This is a genomic window from Psychrobacter urativorans, from assembly GCF_001298525.1.
In the GTDB taxonomy this organism is placed as follows: Bacteria; Pseudomonadota; Gammaproteobacteria; order Pseudomonadales; family Moraxellaceae; genus Psychrobacter; species Psychrobacter urativorans_A.
The window spans coordinates 1137091-1160714 of sequence record NZ_CP012678.1; the positions used below are offsets into that span (position 1 = coordinate 1137091).

The following is a 23624-nucleotide window of genomic DNA, read 5'->3' on the forward strand; positions in this document are numbered from 1 at the left end:
TTCGAGGTATAATATACTATTTGTTGCAAATTTTAACCGATAAGTCTAACTATGACCAAAAACATTGCTACCGTTCGTCTGATTCACTTTTTTGTGGGGCTTTTTATCGCCTGCTTGGCGTTGGCAGTGATTTTAGCCCTTGCCGTACCCATTGGTTTTTATGGAATGGCGATGTATTTAGCGCCTACCTTGCCAAGTATTCAAGAGATGAAAACGGCAAGTTTAGAGATGCCATTACAAATTTATAGCAGTGATAATAAGCTAATTGGTCAATATGGCAACCGTTTATCGCTTCCTGTTACCTTTGAACAGATACCAACAGACCTAACCCATGCCTTTTTGGCGGCGGAAGACTCCTCCTTTTTCCAGCATAGTGGCATTAGTATTAAGGGTCTTGGTCGGGCAGTCACCGAAGTCGTCACCGAAGACGATGGTCAAACCGGTGGTTCTACCATCACGATGCAGGTTGCCAAAAACTATTTTTTAAGCTCTGAACGTACCTTAAACCGTAAGCTTACTGAGCTGTTTGTCGCCCGAAAAATGGAAGATGAGCTCAGCAAAAATGAGATTTTGACCTTATATGTCAATAAAATATATCTAGGCGAAGGGGCATACGGCATTCGTGCGGCTGCTAAAAAATATTATAGCAAGTCTTTAGAAAACCTTACGATTGCTGAGATGGCGATGTTGGCAGGTTTGCCGAAAGCGCCTTCTAAATACAACCCTGTTGCCAATCCCAGCCGTGCTCTAACACGACGTAACTGGATTATTGGGCGTATGCATGAGCTTGGCTATATTACTAAAGCTCAACATGATACCGCGGTTAGTGCTCCAATTGGTCTGAACCTTTATCAAGAAAAGCTCGACGTCAATATGCCGTATTTGGCAGAAATGACGCGTTATGCTTTAGTTAATCGTTACGGTGAACAAGTCGTTAACGGTGGCTGGCGCGTTCGCCTCACGGTCGATAGTCAAGCACAAATTGATGCCGAATCGGCAGTATTAAAAGGCTTGGTATCTTATGATCATCGCCACGGTTGGCGCGGTGCGGAAGCCAATGATGAACCGTTAGAAAAATTCCGACCTTACGGTAGCATGATTCCTGCTAAAGTCACTAAAGTCAGCTCACGCAGTTTTGAAGCCACTCTACCTTCTGGAGAAAACGCCACGGTAGAATGGTCAGGCATGAGCTGGGCGCGCAAGCACTTTTCAGCCGACCGTATCGGTAACTCTCCCGGAAATGCCGCACAGATTGTCAGTAAAAATGACATCATTCGCTTAATTAAGACTGATAATGGTAATTGGAAATTGGCACAAGTTCCTGATGTGCAAGGAAGCTTAGTATCATTAAACCCAGATAATGGTGCAGTCAGAGCATTGGTTGGTGGTTTTGATTTTAACCACAGTAAATTTAACCGAGCGCTACAAGGCTGGCGCCAGCCGGGCTCAACTATCAAACCACTCGTCTATACCGCTGCTTTAGAAAAAGGCTATCGTCCTGACAGTATTGTCTCCGACCGTCCCATTCAAGTGGGCGACTGGAAACCTAAAAACTCAGACGGGCGTTTCTTAGGTGATATTCCCTTACGTCGCGGTTTATATTTGTCTCGTAACCTAGTATCGATACGACTGCTCCAAGCCATTGGTATCTCAGATACCTTAAGTTTACTGGATCAATTCGGTTTGGATAAAGAAAAGCTGCCAACGACTTTATCACTGGCGCTTGGTGCAGGACAGGCAACACCGCTACAAATGGCAACGGCTTATGCCACCTTTGCTAATGGCGGGCACCGTGTTCAGCCTTATTTTATTGAACAAATTTATAATTATGATAATAAATTATTGTTTCAAGCGAATCCAAAGCAGGCTTGCGCGTTATGTTTTAACGAACAACTCGTTGATGTCAATAAAAAGCTGATTGAAGAGCATAACAAACCTATCGATACCGCTGATAAAGATTTAGAAAAAGTTAAAAAGACTAAACTATCTACGGCTGATAAAATTAAAAAAGAAGCACAAGATAAAGAAGACTATATTAAAGCACTTAATCTTAGCACTTACGATGCCAGTCCAGCGGCAGATCGTCTCAAAGCACCTCTAGTTCAATACGTTCCAGCAGTTCAAGCACCACGAATTTTAAAACCACGTGTCGCTTATGAGATGGCAGGTATCTTACGTGAGGTGGTACAGCACGGTACAGCAACAAAAGCGAGAGCGTTGGGTCGTAATGATATTGGTGGCAAAACAGGTACAACCAACGAAGCTAAAGATGCATGGTTTGCAGGATTTCATCCAACTAACGCCACAATAGTATGGATGGGTTTTGATCAGCCAGCAACTCTAGGTCGCCGTGAATATGGCGGTGTCGCAGCGCTACCCGTATGGATAGACTTTATGAGAGCCCAGCTTAAAGGCACACCTCATCAATGGGTATCGCTTAATAATCGCGCAAAATCGATAAAACAAAAACAGCGAATTATAGAAATGACCGATGACGGCATCATTGTTCCTGATGATGAACTAGAAAATGAAACTGGCGAGGTGGCAAAACCAACTACGCCAAAAAAACAGCAGCGCAAGCAGCCCGAACCTGATCTGACATTAGAACAGAATACTGACGGCATCGGTAATAAACGCTTAGCAGCACCCGATCGCAACAAGGATAGCGTATCACAAAAACCATTGAAAGCTACACCCACTGACAGTATGCCGCCAATGCCAGAATAAAGCAGTTACTTAAGTATAAACTTACGCACCAATAGCTTGTCATACGATGACAATGTAGCATCTACCTAAAACAGTCATTAAAAATGCTCGCTCAGTTATCATTGAGCGAGCATTTTTTATTAACTATTTCATGCAAATATACTTTGTATGGCACTAACCAATGAAGATCATCCAAACGCTTGGCTCACGCTTGCTTTTTTCACGCTTTGTTTTTCATTATTATAGCCATTACCCCTATTAACCGCTAACTGCACCCTAACCTCTATATGACTTTAACGCCTGTTGCAGGCGCATAGCGTCATAGAACCATAATGAAAGTAATAGCTGAATAATATTACCACTCCAGCCTTGAGTTCTAAATTAACTATCATGATAGATATAGTTATATTTAAGTTGTCAAGCGCCTGTCTATAACACGCTTAGCATTTTCATTTGTGTCAACGCATAAAAAAGCCAGTAACAAGACTGGCTTTTTTATATTATGCTTACGGTGGAATACTGCACCAACTAAGTTAGCTTAAACCTATTAAGATTGACTACCTTGGCTCAGCTCTTGTGCAAATGCTTCATCAAAGCTAGTGAAGTCTTTAGTATCACTATTTGCCGTTGTGATATCAAATGCAGCATTGATGTCTTTATCCTGCAGCTTCTGCTCAGCTTTCTCTTTACGAGCTTTATGGTAAGCAAGCCCCGTACCAGCAGGAATCAAACGACCAACCACCACGTTTTCTTTCAGACCACGTAGCTCATCGACTTTGCCCATTACTGCAGCTGCCGTTAATACACGCGTGGTTTCTTGGAAAGACGCGGCTGAGATAAAGCTTTCGGTTGCCAAGCTGGCTTTGGTGATACCTAGCAGCTGACGCTCAAACTGAACTGGGAATTTGTCTTCCGCCGTTAGTTTTTCGTTAAGTGCTTTGATATCAACATATTCAACTTGGTCACCTTTAAAGTGATTTGAGTCGCCGCTATCTGTGATCTCAACTTTACGCAACATTTGACGAATAATAACTTCAATGTGCTTGTCGTTGATTTTTACACCCTGCAAGCGGTATACGTCTTGTACTTCGTTAACGATATAGTCAGCAAGCGCGGTTTGACCTTTAAGGCGTAAGATATCGTGCGGGTTTTGTGGACCATCAGCAATAACTTCACCGCGTGCTACGGTCTCATTTTCATAGACGTTAATCTGACGCCATTTCGGAATCAGCTCTTCATGTATTTCACCATCTTCATTAGTAATAATAAAGCGGTTTTTACCTTTGGTTTCTTTACCGAAGCTGACGACGCCACTCATCTCTGCCATAATCGCATGATCTTTTGGACGACGGGCTTCGAATAAGTCGGCTACGCGTGGTAGACCACCGGTAATATCTTTGGTACCTGATGAGGCCTGCGGTACACGACCTAGAATCGAACCTGCTGCTACTTTTTCACCATCGCCAACACGAATGATGGTTTCAGCCGGTAAGAAGTAAACCACTTCTTTACCTTCGTCGGTGTTCAAGATAATCGCCGGACGTAAGTCTTTTGCTGAGCTTGAACGGTCACGCGTCGCAAGAATCTCAAACGAGCTCATACCAGTCGCATCATCAACTTTTACGGTAGCCGTCAAGCCATCAGTGATTTCACTAAAGCGTGCGGTACCAGCGAATTCTGTGATGATAGGATGCGTGTGCGGATCCCATTTAGCGATAGTTTGACCGCCTTCGACTTGTTCTTCATTTTTCACAAGTACGCTTGAACCGTAAGGTACTTTATAACGTTCACGCTCACGACCTAACTCATCGGTTAAGGCAATTTCAGCTGAGCGCGATACGATAACCAAGTGACCATCAATATGCTCAACGGTTTTCATATTCTCAAAATGTGCTTGACCCGCGCTACGTACAGAAATGCTATTGTCCACTGATGCTGAACTTGCGGCACCACCAACGTGGAACGTACGCATGGTTAACTGAGTACCAGGTTCACCGATCGACTGGGCTGCCATAACACCAACAGATTCACCGATATTGACTTTATGACCACGGGCAAGGTCACGACCATAACACTGTGCACAAACACCATGCGCCACATTACAAGTAATGACCGAGCGCACCCAGATATCATCAATCGCATTGTCGTCAAGTACATCGACCCAATGCTCGTCAATTAACGTACCCGCTGGAATTAAGATTTTTGATTCATCATCATTGTAGGTGACATCACGTGCCGTCACACGACCCAATACAAGATCGCCAAGCTTTTCAATGATCTCGCCACCTTGAATATGCGGCGTCATGAGCAAGCCCACATCAGTGCCACAGTCGTCGGTTGTAATAACCAAATCTTGTGCCACGTCAACCAAACGACGCGTCAGATAACCGGAGTTAGCCGTTTTCAATGCCGTATCCGCAAGACCTTTACGTGCACCGTGAGTCGAGATAAAGTACTGAAGTACGGTCAAACCTTCGCGGAAGTTGGCTTTAATCGGGGTCTCAATAATTGAGCCATCCGGTTTAGCCATCAAGCCACGCATACCAGCAAGCTGACGAATCTGCGCCGCACTACCACGAGCACCAGAATCTGACATGATGAAGATAGAGTTAAATGACTTTTGCTCTTCCTCGATGCCTTGCGCATTAATTACTTTATCCGTTGCCAAGTTATCCATCATCGCTTTGGCGACTTTGTCATTGGTACGTGACCAGATATCAACTACTTTATTATAACGCTCACCAGCCGTCACAAAGCCTTGCTCGAATTGATCTTCAATTTCGCGCACTTCAGCTTCGGCAACTTCGATGATTTGTTTTTTCAATGGCGGAATGACCATGTCATCCAGACCAATTGAAACACCAGATAACGTCGCTTGTGCAAAACCAAGATACATCAATTGGTCAGCGAACATAACGCTGTCTTTCACACCCATCTTACGATAGCAAGAGTTGATAAGACGTGAGATGTTTTTCTTGGTCATCTCTTGGTTACATTCTTCAAACGCCATACCAACTGGCATGATGTTCCAAATTAATAGACGACCTGCAACGGTATCTTTGATACTCGTCTCTTTAGTATGATTGCCTTCTTCGTCAATATGCGTTTCAGTCACACGTACTTTAATTTTGGCATTGACGTGTAAGTCGTTAGAACCAATCGCACGTAAAGCTTCATTAACGGTGGCAAAAATCATGCCCTCGCCTTTAGCATTCACTGATGAGCGACTGATATAATACAGACCCAATACAACGTCTTGCGATGGTACGATAATTGGCTCACCATTAGCAGGTGACAAGATGTTGTTGGTGGACATCATCAAGGCACGTGATTCAAGCTGTGCTTCTAGGGTCAACGGTACGTGAACTGCCATTTGGTCACCGTCAAAGTCGGCGTTAAACGCAGTACAAACCAATGGGTGTAGCTGAATCGCTTTACCTTCAATCAGTACTGGCTCAAATGCCTGTAGACCCAAACGGTGAAGGGTTGGCGCACGGTTCAAGAGTACTGGATGCTCACGAATGACCATCGCTAGCATATCCCACACTTGTGGCTCTTCACGCTCTACCATCTTTTTGGCAGCTTTAATCGTCGTCGCTAAACCATGTGATAATAGCTTGTTATAAGTAAATGGCTTGAATAGTTCAAGTGCCATTTTCTTCGGCAAACCACACTGATGCAAACGTAACGTTGGACCAACAACGATTACAGAACGACCAGAATAATCAACACGTTTACCAAGCAAATTCTGACGGAAACGACCTTGCTTACCTTTGATCATATCAGCCAAAGATTTCAATGGACGCTTGTTACTACCCGTAATCGCACGACCGCGACGACCGTTGTCTAACAACGCATCTACTGACTCTTGCAACATACGTTTTTCGTTACGTACGATGATATCAGGCGCGCTTAATTCAAGCAGACGCTTAAGACGGTTGTTACGGTTGATCACACGGCGATACAAGTCATTTAAATCTGACGTTGCAAAACGTCCACCTTCTAGTGGTACTAGCGGGCGCAAATCTGGTGGTAGTACTGGCAAGATGGTCATGACCATCCATTCAGGTTTATTATTAGAATCGCGGAACGCTTCTAATAATTTAAGACGCTTAGACATTTTCTTAAGCTTCGTCTCAGAACCTGTTTGTGGAATCGCTTCACGCAAATCATCAATCTCGATGTCTAAATCGATATCTTTTAATAGGTCTTGAATCGCTTCTGCGCCCATCTTGGCGACAAATTCATCACCAAACTCTTCCAACGCTTTGAAATAATCTTCATCATCAAGCAATTGGTACTTCTCTAAAGAAGTCAGACCCGGCTCAGTGACGATATAGCTTTCAAAATATAGGACGCGTTCGATATCACGAAGCGTCATGTCTAATAACAGACCGATGCGGCTTGGTAATGATTTTAAGAACCAAATATGCGCAACAGGACTGGCTAGGTCAATATGACCCATGCGGTCACGGCGCACTTTAGCGGTAGTGACTTCAACGCCACATTTTTCACAGATAACGCCTTGGAACTTACGACGCTTGTATTTACCACATAAACATTCAAAATCTTTTACAGGGCCAAAAATCTTGGCGCAGAACAGACCGTCACGTTCAGGCTTAAAGGTGCGATAGTTAATGGTTTCAGGCTTTTTCACTTCACCATGCGACCATGACTTAATGACGTCAGGTGAGGCTAAGGTAATTTGGATGCTATCAAACTCACGGTTACCGTTGCCGGTAGGGCTTTGCATGATATCGAGTAAATCTTTCAAGTTGCTTCTCCGTTATCTTTATAATCACCTGACAGCGCAATATAACGCTAATGAGATGAATGAAGGCAATGAATAGGGTTGAGATAAGTCACTAAAAGCAGCATGCCTTATCGCTGCTGCTTTTAGTTGACAACTAAGTTTAAAAATAAAATCGAATATAGGATTTAATTAAACTTAGTTACTTTGTTTTAGCTCAATATTAATACCCAATGATTTGATTTCTTTGGTCAGTACGTTAAATGACTCAGGCATGCCTGGATCCATATATTGCTCACCATCGACGATGTTTTTGTACATACGGGTACGACCTTCAACGTCATCCGATTTCACCGTTAGCATTTCTTGCAAGGTGTACGTCGCACCATAAGCTTCTAGGGCCCATACTTCCATCTCACCGAAGCGCTGACCACCGAATTGCGCTTTACCACCAAGCGGTTGCTGCGTCACTAGCGAATAAGAACCGGTTGAACGTGCATGCATCTTGTCATCAACCAAATGGTTAAGTTTGAGCATATACATGTAACCAACCGTCACTTTACGGTCAAACTTCTGACCGGTACGACCGTCATATAAGGTTTGCTGACCGTCTCTTGATAGACCAGCAAGCTCTAACAAGTCTTTAACTTGATGCTCATGCGCACCATCAAATACTGCCGTACCCATAGGTACGCCTGCACGTAAATTGTCTGATAATGCCAGGATCTCGTCATCAGTCAAGCTATCAAGATCGACTTGCTCACCACCAACTTTATTATAAATTTGGTCTAAGAAATCACGCAAATCTTTGATTGCTGCTTGTGACTTCAGCATACCATCAATTTTCTCGCCCAAGCCTTTCGCAGCCATACCTAAGTGAGTCTCGAGTACCTGACCGATGTTCATACGCGATGGTACGCCCAGTGGATTCAGGACGATATCAACCGTGTTACCATGCTCATCATATGGCATATCTTCAACCGGCATAATGCGTGATACCACACCTTTGTTACCATGACGACCCGCCATTTTATCACCAGGCTGAATGCGACGCTTAACTGCTAAATAAACTTTAACAATTTTTTGTACGCCATGTTGCAAGTCATCGCCAGCAGTCAATTTGCGTTTTTTCTCAGCAAACTTGCTATCGATGTCTTTTTGCTTATCAACCAAATATTCTGCAATTTGGGTCAAGCGTTCAGAGATCTCTTCTTCAACAGGCTGAATATCAAGTAACGTCTCAAGGCTCATGCCTTTCATGTCAGCAGCAGCCATAACCGTACCGGCTTTTAAACCAGAACCACCGCTTACTTTTTGACCATCTAACAAGCTTGCGATACGACCACGAGCCGCTTCTTCAAAAATACGTAGCTCTTCTTTTAAATCTTTACGATAGCTATCAAGCTGTGATTTTTCAATCGCTCTTGCACGCGCATCTTTTTCAACACCATCACGGGTAAAGACTTGTACATCAATTACAGTGCCTTTGCTTGATGTTGGAACACGCAGTGAGGTGTCTTTAACATCAGCCGCTTTTTCACCAAAGATAGCCCGCAGTAGTTTCTCTTCTGGCGTCAGTTGCGTTTCACCTTTTGGCGTCACTTTACCCACTAAGATATCACCAGCATCTACTTCGGCACCGATATAAACGATACCCGCTTCATCAAGGCTTGATAGAGCCGCTTCACCAACGTTTGGAATATCGGCAGTAATTTCTTCCGTACCAAGCTTCGTATCACGCGCCACACAAGTCAATTCTTGGATGTGAATAGTGGTGAAACGATCTTCTTTCACGACTTTTTCAGAGAGCAAGATTGAATCTTCGAAGTTGTAACCATTCCACGGCATAAATGCGATGCGGATGTTCTGACCCAATGCCAACTCACCAAGATCCGTTGACGGACCATCAGCCAAGATATCACCTACAGCAATAGCATCGCCTTGGTTAACAATAATACGTTGGTTGATACAAGTGTTCTGGTTAGAGCGTGTATATTTAACCAAGTTATAGATATCAATACCGGCTTCACCAGCAATCATCTCATCTTCGTTAACACGAACAACAACACGTGAGGCATCAACATCTTCAATTACACCGCCACGCTTAGCGATGACACAAACACCAGAGTCACGAGCAACGTGACGTTCCATACCTGTACCTACTAACGGCTTATCAGCACGTAGCGTAGGAACTGCCTGACGTTGCATGTTCGAGCCCATCAAGGCACGGTTAGCATCGTCATGCTCTAGGAACGGAATTAGACCTGCTGCGACCGATACTACCTGACTTGGCGACACATCCATATGCGTCACTTTTTCTGGCGGCATACGGACAAATTCACCATAGCTACGCACACTGACCATCTCATCAGATAACGCGCCATCGGCGGTTACTGGTGAATCAGCCTGTGCAATGACCGTACCTACTTCTTCAATCGCTGATAAATATTCAATAACGTCAGTTACTTTACCATCAACCACACGGCGATAAGGCGTCTCTAAGAAGCCAAAGCTGTTGGTTTTAGCAAAGGTAGCCAATGAGTTAATCAGACCAATGTTTGGACCTTCAGGAGTTTCAATCGGACATACGCGACCATAATGGGTGTCATGAACGTCACGTACTTCAAAGCCTGCACGTTCACGGGTCAGACCACCGGGTCCTAACGCAGATACACGGCGTTTATGCGTCACTTCAGACAATGGATTGTTCTGATCCATAAACTGTGACAACTGACTTGAACCAAAGAATTCTTTAACCGCAGCCGCAACAGGCTTGGAGTTAATCAAATCTTGTGGTGACAAGTTATCAGATTCAGCTGAGCTTAAACGCTCTTTAACGGCACGCTCAACACGTACTAGACCAACACGGAATTGGTTTTCAGCCATCTCACCAACCGAACGAATACGACGGTTACCTAAATGGTCAATATCATCGACTTCGCCGCGACCGTTACGAATCTCAATCAATTCTTTTAACACATTAACGATATCGGCGTTGGTCAACACACTACGTTCACGCTGAATATCAGGATCATCCGTATTATCAAATTCTAACCCTAAACGACGGTTGAATTTCATACGACCGACATTGGATAAGTCATAACGATCAGCGTTAAAGAACATGCTGTCGAATAATTTTTCAGCGGTTTCAATCGTTGGTGGCTCACCTGGACGCATGACTTTATAGATTTCAACCAACGCTTCTTCGCGAGTTGAGGTACTATCAGCACGTAGCGTGTCGGCAATATAACTGCCCTGATCAATATCATTGGTAAATAGAATGCTGATTTCTTTGATAGAATCACTGGCTTCAAACGCGCTTAACTTCACCAATAATTCATGATCAATAAGCGTGTTCGCTTTAGCGATAACTTCACCATTAACGATGATGTCTTCAGCTAAAATACGCTCGTATAAATATTCATCAGGTACAGATATTTTCGTCATACCCGCTTCTTCTAACTGACGAATACGGCGCGCATTAATACGTTTGCCTTGCTCAACGACCACATCACCATTAGGCGTGACGATGTCAAACTGTGCCATTTCGCCACGCAGACGATCGGCAACCAGATCAATCTCAAATTGTTCTTCGCCTTTATAAACGGCTACTTTTTCAAAGAACAAATCTAAAATCTCGCCAGTACTTAAACCTAACGCACGCAAAATAATAGACGCCAGTAATTTACGACGACGGTCAATACGAGCAAATACCAAGTCTTTAGCATCAAACTCAAAGTCTAACCAAGAACCACGGTAAGGAATAATACGCGCGTTATACAGCACTTTACCACTTGAATGTGACTTACCTTTATCGTGGTCAAAGAACACACCCGGTGAACGATGTAGCTGAGAGACGATAACCCGTTCCGTACCATTAATAATAAAAGTACCGTTATTGGTCATTAATGGGATTTCACCCATATAAACACTTTGCTCACGAATATCTTTAATCGCCGCTTTGCTGTCTTTATCTTTGCTGTCTTTATCTTTAATAATCAGACGAATTTTAACGCGCATTGGTGCAGCAAACGTGGAACCACGTAAGATACATTCACGCTCATCAAATTCAGGCGTACCTAAATAATATTCAACGAACTGTAGCTCAGCATTACCTGAGTGACTTTCGATCGGAAAAATAGAGGAATACGCAGCTTGCAGACCGGTATTCTCACGAGCTTTTGGCTTTTTGTGTTCTTGCAAAAAATGCTCGTAGGAATCTACTTGGATAGACAACAAATAGGGAATGTCCATCACAGTGGGCAATTCAGCAAAACTTTTGCGAATACGCTTTTTTTCAGTATAAGAATATGCCATCGAGAGTCCTTACAGTAAACGTGAAAACAAATGAGAAGCGTGGCCAGCGTGCATTAATCTATGCAAACTTAGCAACGTAAACGATAATAATAAAAACGATTGTTACAACAACTAGGATTAATAAGCTTTCTTAACAAACCAATACTTAATTGAGTCGAAACTGAACTGTCAAATTAGGATGAGATTTTTAAATTTCTAAAACCAATACCTTTCTAAAATTAATACTAAGATATGATTACTTTTACTTAAAATTTCAATGATTAACCGTATTAAACGGTCTATCTTCAAGCACTTTGTTTTTAAATCATAGTAAATATATGAGAGATAAACAATATCGTCGCTGAAACCTACTGCCTACAAATCCGGTACTGACAGTCAAACCATGCTAGACTATTTAAAAGTAAGATATTAAAAGTAAAATAAATTGGAGGCAATATAAACGTTATTAACAATAGAAAAGCTTGCAGACGCAAAAATGCCAAACATCTACTGACGTTTAGCCTATATTAAACTACTCTTAAAAACTGACAAGTTGCGTGCATGTATATTGTCTGTCCTTTTGATGGGTATCCACCGTATTAATGCTTACGTATATTGGCAGACACAAAAGGTCAAGCTATTAATTATAGCAAAAAAAAGCCAGCAATGCAATGCATCACCAGCTTTTTTTGTACAACATTAAGATAAGCAAAGCTTATTTTAATTCAACAGTTGCACCAGCTTCTTCAAGTTTCTTTTTCAACTCTTCAGCTTCAGCTTTGTTAGCGCCTTCTTTGATTGGAGCTGGAGCGCTCTCAACCAAATCTTTCGCTTCTTTCAAGCCAAGACCAGTAGCTTCACGTACGGCTTTAATTACACCAACTTTCTTCTCGCCAAAGCTGGCAAGAATTACGTCAAACTCGTCTTTTTCTTCAGCAGCAGCAGCAGCAGGACCAGCAGCAGCAGGTGCAGCAGCAACAGCAGCAGTTACGCCGAATTTTTCTTCCATAGCGCTGATTAATTCAACGATATCCATTACTGACATTTCAGCGATTGCGTTTAACACGTCATCTTTAGATAGTGCCATGAGAACTCTCCGTTATCTGATAAAATTTAATTGATTTTAAAATCGCCTGGATTGCTTGCCAAATTTTCAAATAGTGTTGGCAATAAAGTACAATCGGCGATGTCAAAGTTACGTTAAAACAAGCAATTAAGCAGCTTCTTTTGCGTCTTTGATTGCTGCTACCGTGCGAACAAGCTTACTAGGAACAGCGTTCATAGTTTGAACAAGCTTGGTAACTGGTGCATTCATAGTAGCCATCAAGATAGAGATTGCTTCGTCGCGAGTTGGAAGCTTCGATACGCGCTCTAGATCTTCTGGACCATAAACAACACCACCAACTGATACCAATTTGGTCTCAAGGGCTTTGTGATCTTTGCTGAAGTCAAAAATGACTCGAGCGGCAGATCCCAAATCTTCCATAGAGAAAGCCAAAAGTAATGGACCAGTCATACGGTCTGACATGCTCTCAAACTTAGTGCCTTCAAACGCACGTTTTGCTAGGGTATTTTTTACCACTTTCAAAACGACGCCTTTTTCACGGGCTTGTTCGCGCAGCTTAGTAAGCTTTGCAACACCAATACCATGATATTCGGCAGCTACTGCTGAGTAAGCATTAGCAGCAACTTCAGACACTTCAGCCACAACTTGTTGTTTTTGCTCTAGCGTTAATGCCATAAGTTGACTCCTTTAATCTTACCAATCCGCTCATGGTTTAAGTCTACAATACCTTAAGTATTAACTTAAACGACTCGCTAAGACTGACTTGATACGACACGTTATTAGCAGCTTTATAACACTCAAGCCTACTAATAACGACTGATTACGGCACCGTTATCAGAATGACATCAAGTAATAGGTTGCCCTATCGGCTTTTATCAACAACTGGGTGGGTCACCGTCTGCGTAGGCCAACTAAGATTTTCATCTGTCGTCGATTAACAACAGCAGCTTGTTAAGGTTACTAATAAGTTAATACTTGTTAGTAACCTTGATAAACCGCTCTTTACCTACGGTCTTAGACAGCGTAGCGTGTGCTACGCTGACCTAATATTTAAAATTGGGTTTGTTTATTATCTGCTCTTAAATAAAGGGACATGATAATAAACAAGAATTTTTAGTGCTCGTCTTATTTGTTAAGGCGATGCGGTACGGCATCAATAGCAATACCTGGACCCATAGTGCTAGATAAAGTGATACGTTTGATGTAAACACCCTTAGACGTAGCAGGCTTAGCACGACGTAGATCAGCTAATAAAGCTTGGGCATTTTCCACAACTTGTTCAGCAGTAAAGCCAACTTGACCAACTGTAGTATGGATAATACCAGCTTTATCAACACGGTACTGTGCTTGACCAGCTTTAGCGTTAAGAACTGCTTCAGCAACGTTAGGCGTAACCGTACCGACTTTAGGGTTAGGCATTAGACCACGTGGGCCTAGGATAGTACCTAATTGACCAACCACACGCATAGCATCAGGAGCAGCGATAACGACATCGAAGTCCATGTTGCCCGCTTTAATTGATTCAGCTAGGTCTTCAAAACCAACGATGTCAGCACCCGCTTCTTTGGCGGCTTCAGCAGCAGCACCTTGAGCAAATACAGCAACGCGTTTGGTTTTACCAGTACCCGCAGGTAGGTTGGTTGCGCCACGAACGACTTGGTCAGATTTACGTGGATCAACACCCAAGTTTACGGCGATATCGATAGACTCTTTGAATTTAAGAGGTGGTAAATCATTTAAAATTTGAACCGCTTCTTCAATCGTGTATAGCTTATCGTTATCGATACGGCTATTGATTTCTTTTTGACGTTTGGTTAGCTTAGACATTATTATACACCCTCCACGGTAATACCCATTGAACGGGCAGTACCAGCAACGGTACGAACAGCAGCATCAAGATCAGCTGCAGTTAAGTCTGCATCTTTAGTCTTAACAATTTCTTCAAGTTGAGCACGATTTACCGTACCGACTTTAGCGGTATTTGGTGTGCCTGAACCTTTAGCAACGCCTGCAGCTTTACGCAATAAGTATGCCGCTGGTGGAGACTTCATGATAAAGGTAAAAGATTTATCGCTGTATACCGTGATCTCAGTTGGGATCGGTAGACCTGGCTCTTGACCTGAAGTCGCAGCGTTAAATTCTTTACAGAATGCCATGATGTTCACGCCTTTTTGACCCAATGCTGGACCAATAGGTGGTGAAGGATTTGCTTTACCTGCAGGGACTTGCAGTTTGATGTAACCATCAATCTTCTTAGCCATGATTCTCTCCTAAGTGGGTCATAACGCCTGTTACCTTAATGTCTTACAATCATAAATTTTAAGGTAATAACAGCTGCCCGGGTTATAATTGTTTAGTCTAGTTTTTCAACTTTACTAAACTCAAGTTCAACCTGAGTGGGTCGATTAAATACATTTACTGTCAACTGTAACTTGGACTTCTCATAATCCACTTTTTCAACCAACCCTTTAAAGTCAGTGAATGGACCGTCAATTACTAACAACTCTTCACCCGGCTCGAATAATGTTTTCGGACGTGGCGTCGCTTCAGTTTGATTTAAGCGATTTAAAATGCGGTCGGCTTCTACTTGGGTAATCGGTGCAGGCGTTTCTGGTGTACCACCAATAAAGCCCATAATACGCGGACATTCTTTAACAATGTGCCAAGTATTATCGTTCATTTCCATTTGGATCAATACATATCCTGGAAAAAACTTACGCTCACTTTTACGTTTTTTGCCGTCTTTCATTTCGACGACTTCTTCAGTAGGTACTAATACATCGCCGAAAAACTCAGCAAAGTCACTACGATTAATGCGCTCGATTAATGAACGTTGTACTTGTTTTTCATATCCTGAAAACGCTTGGACAATATACCAACGCATATCACGCTCCTAATCGCTATAAATAAGTTTTGGATTAAATATGAGTAGCTAGAACGACTCGCAATACACGATTTTAACGCTCTGCACTATCCTCTATATTTAACCAATGAATAAGCCGACGAACCAATTAAAAAAGTTATCTAATAACCAAACAAATAATCCAGCAATGGCTATCACGACAATCACTTGCCATGTGTACTGAAAGGTTTCATCTTTACTTGGCCAAGTGACACGGCGTAATTCAACGGCAGCATCTTTTAATAACGTTTTAAAGGCACGGCCTTGATGGGTCAGTGCCAAACATACTAGCGCAAATACAAAAAGGGCGACAATAATTCCAATACGTACCCAAACATCATTGGCAGGTTGCCAATAGCCTGGTAAATATTGATTAACTAAAGTCGCACCGATTAAAATTGCAATGGCCAGTAGCCATAACATCACATCTTTTGCTGAGCTGGTCTTAGCCACTTCTACAGCAGACATATTGGTCGCTGAAATATGGCTATTTTTAGTCAGCATTCCACTAGCCGTCGCCTTGGCATCAGATAACTTATTCTCGAGGTTATCTTGATTATTGCTCATAAAGGACTCGCTTTGGAGATGGTGAAATACAGCAAAGATATACTAATAAGATGGCAGGCGATGTAGGACTCGAACCTACAACCCTCGGTTTTGGAGACCGATGCTCTACCAATTGAGCCAATCGCCTAGGGGTGTTAAGGCTGCTAATTATACAAGATTTTAAATAGAATGCAAGCCTCTAAGAGGCTATTTTGTTTTATTAATATTATTAATTACTTAATTAGTGGCAAAATAGTAAAAACTGAAAGTTTCTTAAACAAAAAAGGCTATATTTAATAGTGAGGTGCTTTGGCATACCTTACCTATTTAAGTGCCTATTTTATCTACTTACTCAGCAACGCCAAAAAAAGCCACCCTCAATAAAGAGAATGGCTTTTGACTAACGGTTGAGCTGAGCTAACAGATTACTCTGATAGATTCAGTCTTAAACGTTAACGTTAGCAACAACACCAGCGCCTACAGTACGGCCGCCTTCACGAATAGCGAAGCGTAGACCTTTGTCCATAGCGATTGGGTGGATAAGCTCTACGCCCATCTCAACGTTATCACCAGGCATTACCATTTCAGTACCGTCTTGTAATTGGATTGCGCCAGTTACGTCAGTGGTACGGAAGTAGAACTGTGGACGATAGCCGTTTAGGAATGGTGTGTGACGACCACCCTCTTCTTTTGACAATACATATACTTCAGCGTCAAATTTGGTATGCGGGGTGATAGAACCTGGTTTAGCAAGTACTTGACCACGTTGTACGTCTTCACGTTTAGTACCACGTAGTAGTACGCCACAGTTTTCGCCTGCACGACCTTCGTCAAGCAGTTTACGGAACATCTCTACACCAGTACAGGTGGTTTTTTGAGTGTCACGGATACCGACGATTTCGATTTCATCACCAACTTTAACGATACCAGATTCAACACGGCCGGTTACAACGGTACCACGACCTGAGATTGAGAAGACGTCTTCGATTGGCATTAGGAATGCTTTGTCGATGTCACGCTCTGGCTCTGGGATGTAGGTGTCTAGGATGTTTAGTAGTTCTACTACGGCTGGTTGGCCGTATTTTTCTTGTGAGCCTTTTAGGGCTTCAGTAGCAGAACCTTTAACGATTGGGGTGTCATCACCTGGGAAATCATAGTCGCTAAGTAATTCGCGAACTTCCATTTCTACAAGTTCTAACAATTCTTCGTCATCAACCATGTCACATTTGTTCATGAACACAACGATGTACGGTACGCCAACCTGACGTGAAAGCAAGATGTGCTCACGTGTTTGTGGCATAGGGCCGTCAGTTGCAGATACAACTAAGATTGCGCCGTCCATCTGTGCCGCACCGGTGATCATGTTTTTAACATAATCGGCGTGACCTGGGCAGTCGACGTGGGCGTAGTGACGTGATGGGGTGTCATATTCTACGTGTGAGGTGTTGATGGTGATGCCACGTGCTTTTTCTTCTGGGGCTGAGTCAATAGACGCGTAGTCTTTGGCTTCGCCGCCTGAAGTGATTGCAGCTACGGTTGCGATTGCAGCGGTAAGGGTGGTTTTACCATGGTCAACGTGTCCGATGGTACCAACGTTGACATGTGGTTTTAAGCGTTCAAACTTGGCCTTTGCCATGAGTTTTTCCTCTTTATTTGGAGACAGACTCTAATAACTTATAGAGTAATTCTGTCTACATTTAGATAATTGTTAAAAGGTTGCACATATAGTGTGCAGATATTATAAGAATATTGCGACCAATAACAAGTCTTTTAACAAGTTATTGGTATATTCAAAGCTGACAACCGAGTGATTAACACTCTATTGTCATTTTAATTGGATTTACTTACTCGTCGCCATCTTTAGAGTTGAACTTAGAGATGATGTCAGCAGCAACTGATTTTGGAATTTCAGCGTACTTTTGGAATTCCATTGAGTACGTTGCACGGCCCTGTGACATTGAGCGCATTTGTGTGGCATAACCAAACATTTCCGCTAATGGTACTTCGGCACGAATTTGCTTAGTACCACCAGGTAAGTCTTCCATACCTTGAACCAAACCACGACGACGGTTTAAATCGCCCATGATATCGCCCATGTAATCTTCAGGTGTTTCAACTTCTACTTTCATTACTGGCTCAAGTAGCGTTGGGTTTGCAGCCATGAAACCTTTACGGAAAGCGATAGAACCTGCCATTTTAAATGATAACTCATCCGAGTCAACATCATGGTAAGAACCGTCATACAAAGTCGCTTTAACACCAACGATTGGATAACCAGCAAGTACGCCGTTTTTCATGCGCTCTTGAATACCTTTATCAACCGCACCGTGGAATTCTTTTGGTACTGTACCACCAACAACTTCTTCAGCGAATTCATAAAGAACGTCGCCTGCTGGATCCATAGGCTCAAGACGTAACCAAACGTGACCAAATTTACCACGACCACCCGTTTGACGTACGAATTTGCCTTCTTGTTCAACCGTTTCGCGAATCGTTTCACGATAAGCAACTTGCGGTGCACCGATGTTGGCTTCAACGTTAAACTCACGCTTCATACGGTCAACAAGAATTTCTAAATGTAGCTCACCCATACCGCTGATAATAGTCTGACCAGATTCTTCGTCAGTGTGTACACGGAACGATGGATCTTCTTTCGCCAAACGACCTAGAGCAATTGACATTCTTTCTTGGTCAGCTTTAGTCTTAGGTTCAACCGCTAGGCTGATAACTGGATCTGGGAATTCCATACGCTCAAGGGTGATAACATTTTGCTCGTCACATAGCGTATCACCAGTGGTCACATCTTTCATGCCAACTAAGGCTGCGATGTCACCAGTACGAATCTCTTGTAGCTCGACCTGAGCATCTGCCATCATCTGTACGATACGGCCAACGCGCTCACGCTTCATTTTAACTGGGTTATAAACGCTGCTACCTTGCTTGAGCACGCCTGAATAGACGCGAACGAAGGTTAAGTTACCAACGAACTTGTCGTTCATGATTTTGAACGCTAGAGAAGCAAACGGTTCGTCATCTGATGCTTCACGGAAGCCTTCGCTTTCGTCTTTGTCATCCAAAATGCCTTTAATAGCCGGTACATCCATTGGTGCTGGAAGATACTGAATAACCGCATCCAACATTTTCTGAACGCCTTTGTTTTTAAAGGCTGTTCCACAAAGTAATGGGATAATTTCATTATTAATCGTTAGCTGACGAATGGCACTATGAATCTGTGCAACAGACAATTCACCATTTTCTAGATATTCATTCATCAATTCTTCTGATGCTTCAGCAGCATTTTCTACCAGATACTCGCGATACTCTTCTGCTTGTTCTTGTAGTTCAGCTGGAATCTCACGTTCTTCGTATTGCATACCTTGAGACGCTTCATCCCAATAGATGGCTTTCATAGTCACAAGATCAACAACGCCTTCAAAGGTGTCTTCTTTACCAATTGGAATAACCAATGGTACTGCCTTGCCACCTAGACGAGTTTTGATTTGTTCTACAACACGGAAGAAGTCTGCGCCAACGCGATCCATTTTGTTAATGAATGCTAAGCGTGGCACTTTATATTTATTTGCCTGACGCCATACGGTCTCAGACTGTGGCTGTACGCCGCCTACTGCACAATAAACCATGCACGCGCCATCAAGCACACGCATAGAACGTTCAACTTCAATCGTGAAGTCAACGTGACCTGGGGTGTCAATGATGTTGATACGGTGTTCATCAAACTGCTTGGCCATACCTGACCAAAAACAAGTGGTCGCCGCAGAAGCAATGGTAATACCGCGCTCTTGTTCTTGCTCCATAAAGTCCATGGTAGCCGCACCATCATGCGTTTCACCAAGTTTGTGACTGACACCGGTATAGAACAAAACACGCTCAGTAGTCGTTGTTTTGCCAGCGTCAATGTGCGCTGAAATACCAATATTGCGATAGCGCTTTAGGGGAGTTATACGAGCCATAGTGTTTTCCTAGGGGAATCATGTATGTATAAATGTATGGTGTGTCTCTACCTTACATTCTTGATAAAAGCAGTCGGCTTTTACGTTTTACTCATTTATCAACCTAATACGATTAACAACGAGTAAATCCTAAGAATATAATGGCATTAAATCTTGGACACTTTGTTTTCAGAACAACTTTATGATAGATATCCGCCAACGCAGCTGTTTACTATTTAAGTCATATCACTTAAGTTATAACAGAAACCATATAAACAGTTGGATAAATGAGAGCGGCAATCAATAGAAATAATAATAGTGATACACATTAACGATTTGCGCTGATAAACCAGTATCGCAAATAATTGCGTCTGATTTATCAGCACATAAATCGCTAAGCAAGCTTAGAAGCGGTAATGAGAGAATGCTTTGTTAGCATCTGCCATACGGTGAACTTCGTCACGCTTTTTCATAGCATTGCCTTTACCTTCTGATGCATCAGACAATTCGCCAGCAAGACGTAGAGCCATAGATTTTTCAGAACGCTTAGCAGCAGCTTCAGCCAACCAACGCATAGCCAATGCGGTACGACGGGAGGGGCGTACTTCCATTGGTACTTGGTAGGTTGCACCACCAACACGGCGAGCTTTCACTTCAACCATTGGGCGAACGTTTTCTAGTACGTCTTCAAAGAACGCTACTGGATCTTCGATGTTACGTTTTTGAGCGACTGTTTCAAGGGCACCGTAAACGATACGCTCAGCAGTAGATTTTTTACCATGGCTCATCACGTGATTGATGAATTTAGCGATGGTTTGGCTACCAAACTTAGGATCCGGTAGGATCTCACGGGTAGCAACGACGCGACGTCTTGGCATAATAATAATCCTTTTCTTCAGGAGTGTCTGACATTCACAATCTCGCACCCGCCAATAATTTTGGGGCGTAGCAGCAAGTTGTCAGTCAGCCTTACTGCATGGTGGTATGTTATAGCGGTATTCTAACTAAATAAAATACTCAAACTATTGACACCAATCCCATGCACAGTTAATGGGTTGTACGAATAGAGTCTAAGTTAATATTATTACTAATATTAGGCTTTAGGTTTCTTCGCACCATATTTAGAACGACCTTGCTTACGGTCTTTTACGCCTGCACAGTCAAGTGCGCCACGAACGGTGTGATAACGTACACCTGGTAGATCTTTTACACGACCACCACGGATAAGAACAACACTGTGCTCTTGTAAGTTATGACCTTCGCCGCCGATGTAGCTTGATACTTCATAGCCTGAAGTCAAACGTACACGACATACTTTACGCATGGCTGAGTTAGGTTTTTTAGGCGTGGTAGTATATACACGAGTACATACACCGCGACGTTGTGGGCACGCTTGCAACGCAGGAACTTTTGACTTTTCCTTGATGGTTTTGCGACCCTTGCGAATCAATTGGTTAGTTGTTGCCATGAGGCATCCTTCTCCCGTTTGGTATAAAACAAAAAAATGGGTCAATCCACCAGCCACTTGACGTTATCCGTCAGTTTTTGGGGAACCCATTTTTAGGACAATGTATTATAAAGATATGTTGCTGCTATTTCAACTACTTATAGCTCGTTTTACTTTACAAATATTCTCAGATGTGCTTTGAGTTCGCTAAGTCTACCAGTAATAAATGGTGATATATTAATATTTTTCAAGGCGCTCCTTTAAATGAGTGTTTCTGACGCCTTAAACATCTATTGATATCTCACTTTTTTATCTAAATGACTGGCTAAATATAAGCTTAGCTATAGCCGCTAGCTAAGCTTATACTTGCTACTTCACCACACGCATACGCTATTTTTTAGCAGGGCTTTTTTGCTTAGACTCTTTAGCATCAGTACCTTTAGCATCAACACTTTTGACATCGGTATCTTTTTTAGACTTGCTGTCAGATTCAGATTTTTTAGCATCTGTTGAAACTTTCGTCTCTTCTTTATAGTCTGTAGTGGTCGTAGATTTCTCGGATTTGTTGTTGATGTCCGCCTCTTTGACGCCAACTTCAGCAGTGTCCTTGACTTCCTCTACATTTTTCTCTTTCTGTGTTTCAGTTTGATTGTTGTCAGCTTTGCTGTCGCTCGACTTATCTTGAGCATCATCTTCAGGCTTTTTAACACTCATTTCACTAGCGCTATCATCGGTAATGGCACGATTTGCCATTTTAGGCTGAGGGGCAAAAGTGGCTTGGGCAACGCCAATGACTTCGTCAATTAATTGACTATTATAGCGCATACCCACAATGACAGCAGTCACCGGTAATAGTCTACGTATCCATGACAGGTTAATTTGGTCAAGATCAATACCAACTTGACTGGCGATGTTATCGATTTGCTCAGCGTAGTAATTGACGTTATGATTTTTGAGCCCTAAATTTTTGAGCTCATTATGCAGACCACGATTTTGTGCATTGTCTAGCAAACCTTTACCGACGCCAATACCGGCAAGTAAGGCTTGCTTTTCTTGCATCTTACTTAAATCCGCATTCGCTAACAGTTCATACGCCATTTTAATACCTTGTTTACCAGTCAAGGGTTGGTCATATACAGCCGCTAGTTGGTAAACGGTGCGTAGTGACACAAGCAATAACCATAATGTATCGGCGAGTAAACCCGGTAAACCTGCGAGTCCGGTGATACCACCTAAAGTCGCTAAGGCACGGTTTTGATTGGCAATATCCGTCGCTAGCGCATAACGCTGCTCATCATCTAAGTGAGCAATATCAGCAAAACGATGCTCGCTAGGCAAATCCAATTGACTCCAATTAGACGCCAACTGCGCTACTTTCACAAAAGCACTATCCAGTACAGATTCAAATAGCGTCTTAGGTACGAATTTTTTGGCATATTTACCATAAGTGGCAAAACGAGTACCCAGTAATTGCTGAGTTGTTTTTAAGGTCTGCTCACGAAATAGGTCCTGCTGGTAGTCTTCATCGCCCAAATTAACGGCTTTGTATTGACGAGGTTTACCCGTTTTAGCGTTGGCGCTGTCAATAAGCGACCCGACACGTTCAAGATTGTTGCGAGTGAAATGACCAATCATACTGATGCTTTGAGAAAGAGTAATACGCTTTGCCATTGTTATGTCCTTAAGATAATGATGAATACTGTTGTTATCATTGAGAGTGTTATCGTTGAAAGCTTTAAGTTTAAATATTTTATAATAAGATTGCCAAACTTTCATATTGCTGAGTTCAGGAAAACTTATAATTTAAGATTAAGTTAATTTAATCTAAATTATTGTTTGATGATCATTGCTTAATATAGAGCGTACTTTTAAGGTAAGCAATACTTTTATAAAATGATAAAGAACAGCTGTTCATTTTTGAATTCAGTGTATGAGTTTAGCGAAAGCATATCGTTAGTGTC

General features: G+C 42.6%; 14 protein-coding genes and 1 tRNA gene. 1 reads left to right on the forward strand and 14 read right to left on the reverse strand.

Translation table 11 applies throughout. The features are described from left to right. Window positions 1–51: 51 nt before the first annotated feature. A complete protein-coding gene (locus AOC03_RS04950) occupies window positions 52–2727 on the forward strand; it encodes a penicillin-binding protein 1A (protein WP_062533870.1) in 2676 nt (891 codons plus the stop codon). 526 nt (window positions 2728–3253) lie between these two features. On the opposite strand, the gene rpoC is transcribed toward AOC03_RS04950, so the two are convergent. The 14 genes from rpoC to AOC03_RS05020 all read right to left on the reverse strand — a co-directional run bounded on the left by rpoC (window position 3254) and on the right by AOC03_RS05020 (window position 23334). Further along, on the reverse strand, window positions 3254–7480 hold the full coding sequence (rpoC, locus tag AOC03_RS04955) for a DNA-directed RNA polymerase subunit beta' (RefSeq protein WP_062533871.1): 4227 nt from the start codon (window positions 7478–7480) through the stop codon (window positions 3254–3256). Window positions 7481–7654: 174 nt separating this feature from the next. Beyond that, on the reverse strand, window positions 7655–11773 hold the full coding sequence (rpoB, locus tag AOC03_RS04960) for a DNA-directed RNA polymerase subunit beta (protein WP_062533872.1): 4119 nt from the start codon (window positions 11771–11773) through the stop codon (window positions 7655–7657). 694 nt (window positions 11774–12467) lie between these two features. After that, entirely contained in the window at window positions 12468–12839 is a 372-nt protein-coding gene (gene rplL / locus AOC03_RS04965) for a 50S ribosomal protein L7/L12 (RefSeq protein ID WP_062533873.1), read from the reverse strand. Window positions 12840–12965: 126 nt separating this feature from the next. Beyond that, on the reverse strand, window positions 12966–13493 hold the full coding sequence (gene rplJ / locus AOC03_RS04970; RefSeq protein ID WP_062533874.1) for a 50S ribosomal protein L10: 528 nt from the start codon (window positions 13491–13493) through the stop codon (window positions 12966–12968). Between the two features lie 450 nt (window positions 13494–13943). Continuing rightward, window positions 13944–14645, reverse strand: coding sequence for a 50S ribosomal protein L1 (gene rplA, locus AOC03_RS04975; protein WP_062533876.1), 702 nt, complete (start codon window positions 14643–14645; stop codon window positions 13944–13946). A 2-nt stretch (window positions 14646–14647) separates the two neighbouring features. Further along, on the reverse strand, window positions 14648–15079 hold the full coding sequence (gene rplK / locus AOC03_RS04980) for a 50S ribosomal protein L11 (RefSeq protein WP_062533878.1): 432 nt from the start codon (window positions 15077–15079) through the stop codon (window positions 14648–14650). 92 nt (window positions 15080–15171) lie between these two features. Continuing rightward, window positions 15172–15702, reverse strand: a complete 531-nt coding sequence (gene nusG, locus AOC03_RS04985; RefSeq protein ID WP_062533880.1) for a transcription termination/antitermination protein NusG — start codon at window positions 15700–15702, stop codon at window positions 15172–15174. A 99-nt stretch (window positions 15703–15801) separates the two neighbouring features. Continuing rightward, window positions 15802–16287 (reverse strand): preprotein translocase subunit SecE, encoded by a 486-nt coding sequence (gene secE / locus AOC03_RS04990; RefSeq protein WP_062533882.1) that lies wholly within the window; start codon window positions 16285–16287, stop codon window positions 15802–15804. Between the two features lie 51 nt (window positions 16288–16338). Continuing rightward, window positions 16339–16414: transfer RNA gene (locus AOC03_RS04995), tRNA-Trp, on the reverse strand. A gap of 297 nt (window positions 16415–16711) precedes the next feature. Continuing rightward, a complete protein-coding gene (tuf, locus tag AOC03_RS05000; RefSeq protein WP_062533886.1) occupies window positions 16712–17902 on the reverse strand; it encodes an elongation factor Tu in 1191 nt (396 codons plus the stop codon). Window positions 17903–18110: 208 nt separating this feature from the next. Further along, window positions 18111–20237 (reverse strand): elongation factor G, encoded by a 2127-nt coding sequence (fusA, locus tag AOC03_RS05005; RefSeq protein ID WP_062533888.1) that lies wholly within the window; start codon window positions 20235–20237, stop codon window positions 18111–18113. 383 nt (window positions 20238–20620) lie between these two features. Next, window positions 20621–21094, reverse strand: coding sequence for a 30S ribosomal protein S7 (gene rpsG / locus AOC03_RS05010; RefSeq protein ID WP_062533890.1), 474 nt, complete (start codon window positions 21092–21094; stop codon window positions 20621–20623). Window positions 21095–21309: 215 nt separating this feature from the next. Continuing rightward, window positions 21310–21684 carry a 30S ribosomal protein S12 gene (rpsL, locus tag AOC03_RS05015; protein ID WP_025646352.1) on the reverse strand — a complete coding sequence of 125 codons (375 nt, stop codon included), beginning with the start codon at window positions 21682–21684 and terminating at the stop codon, window positions 21310–21312. A 369-nt stretch (window positions 21685–22053) separates the two neighbouring features. Continuing rightward, window positions 22054–23334 (reverse strand): EcsC family protein, encoded by a 1281-nt coding sequence (locus AOC03_RS05020; RefSeq protein WP_062533892.1) that lies wholly within the window; start codon window positions 23332–23334, stop codon window positions 22054–22056. Window positions 23335–23624 lie beyond the last annotated feature (290 nt).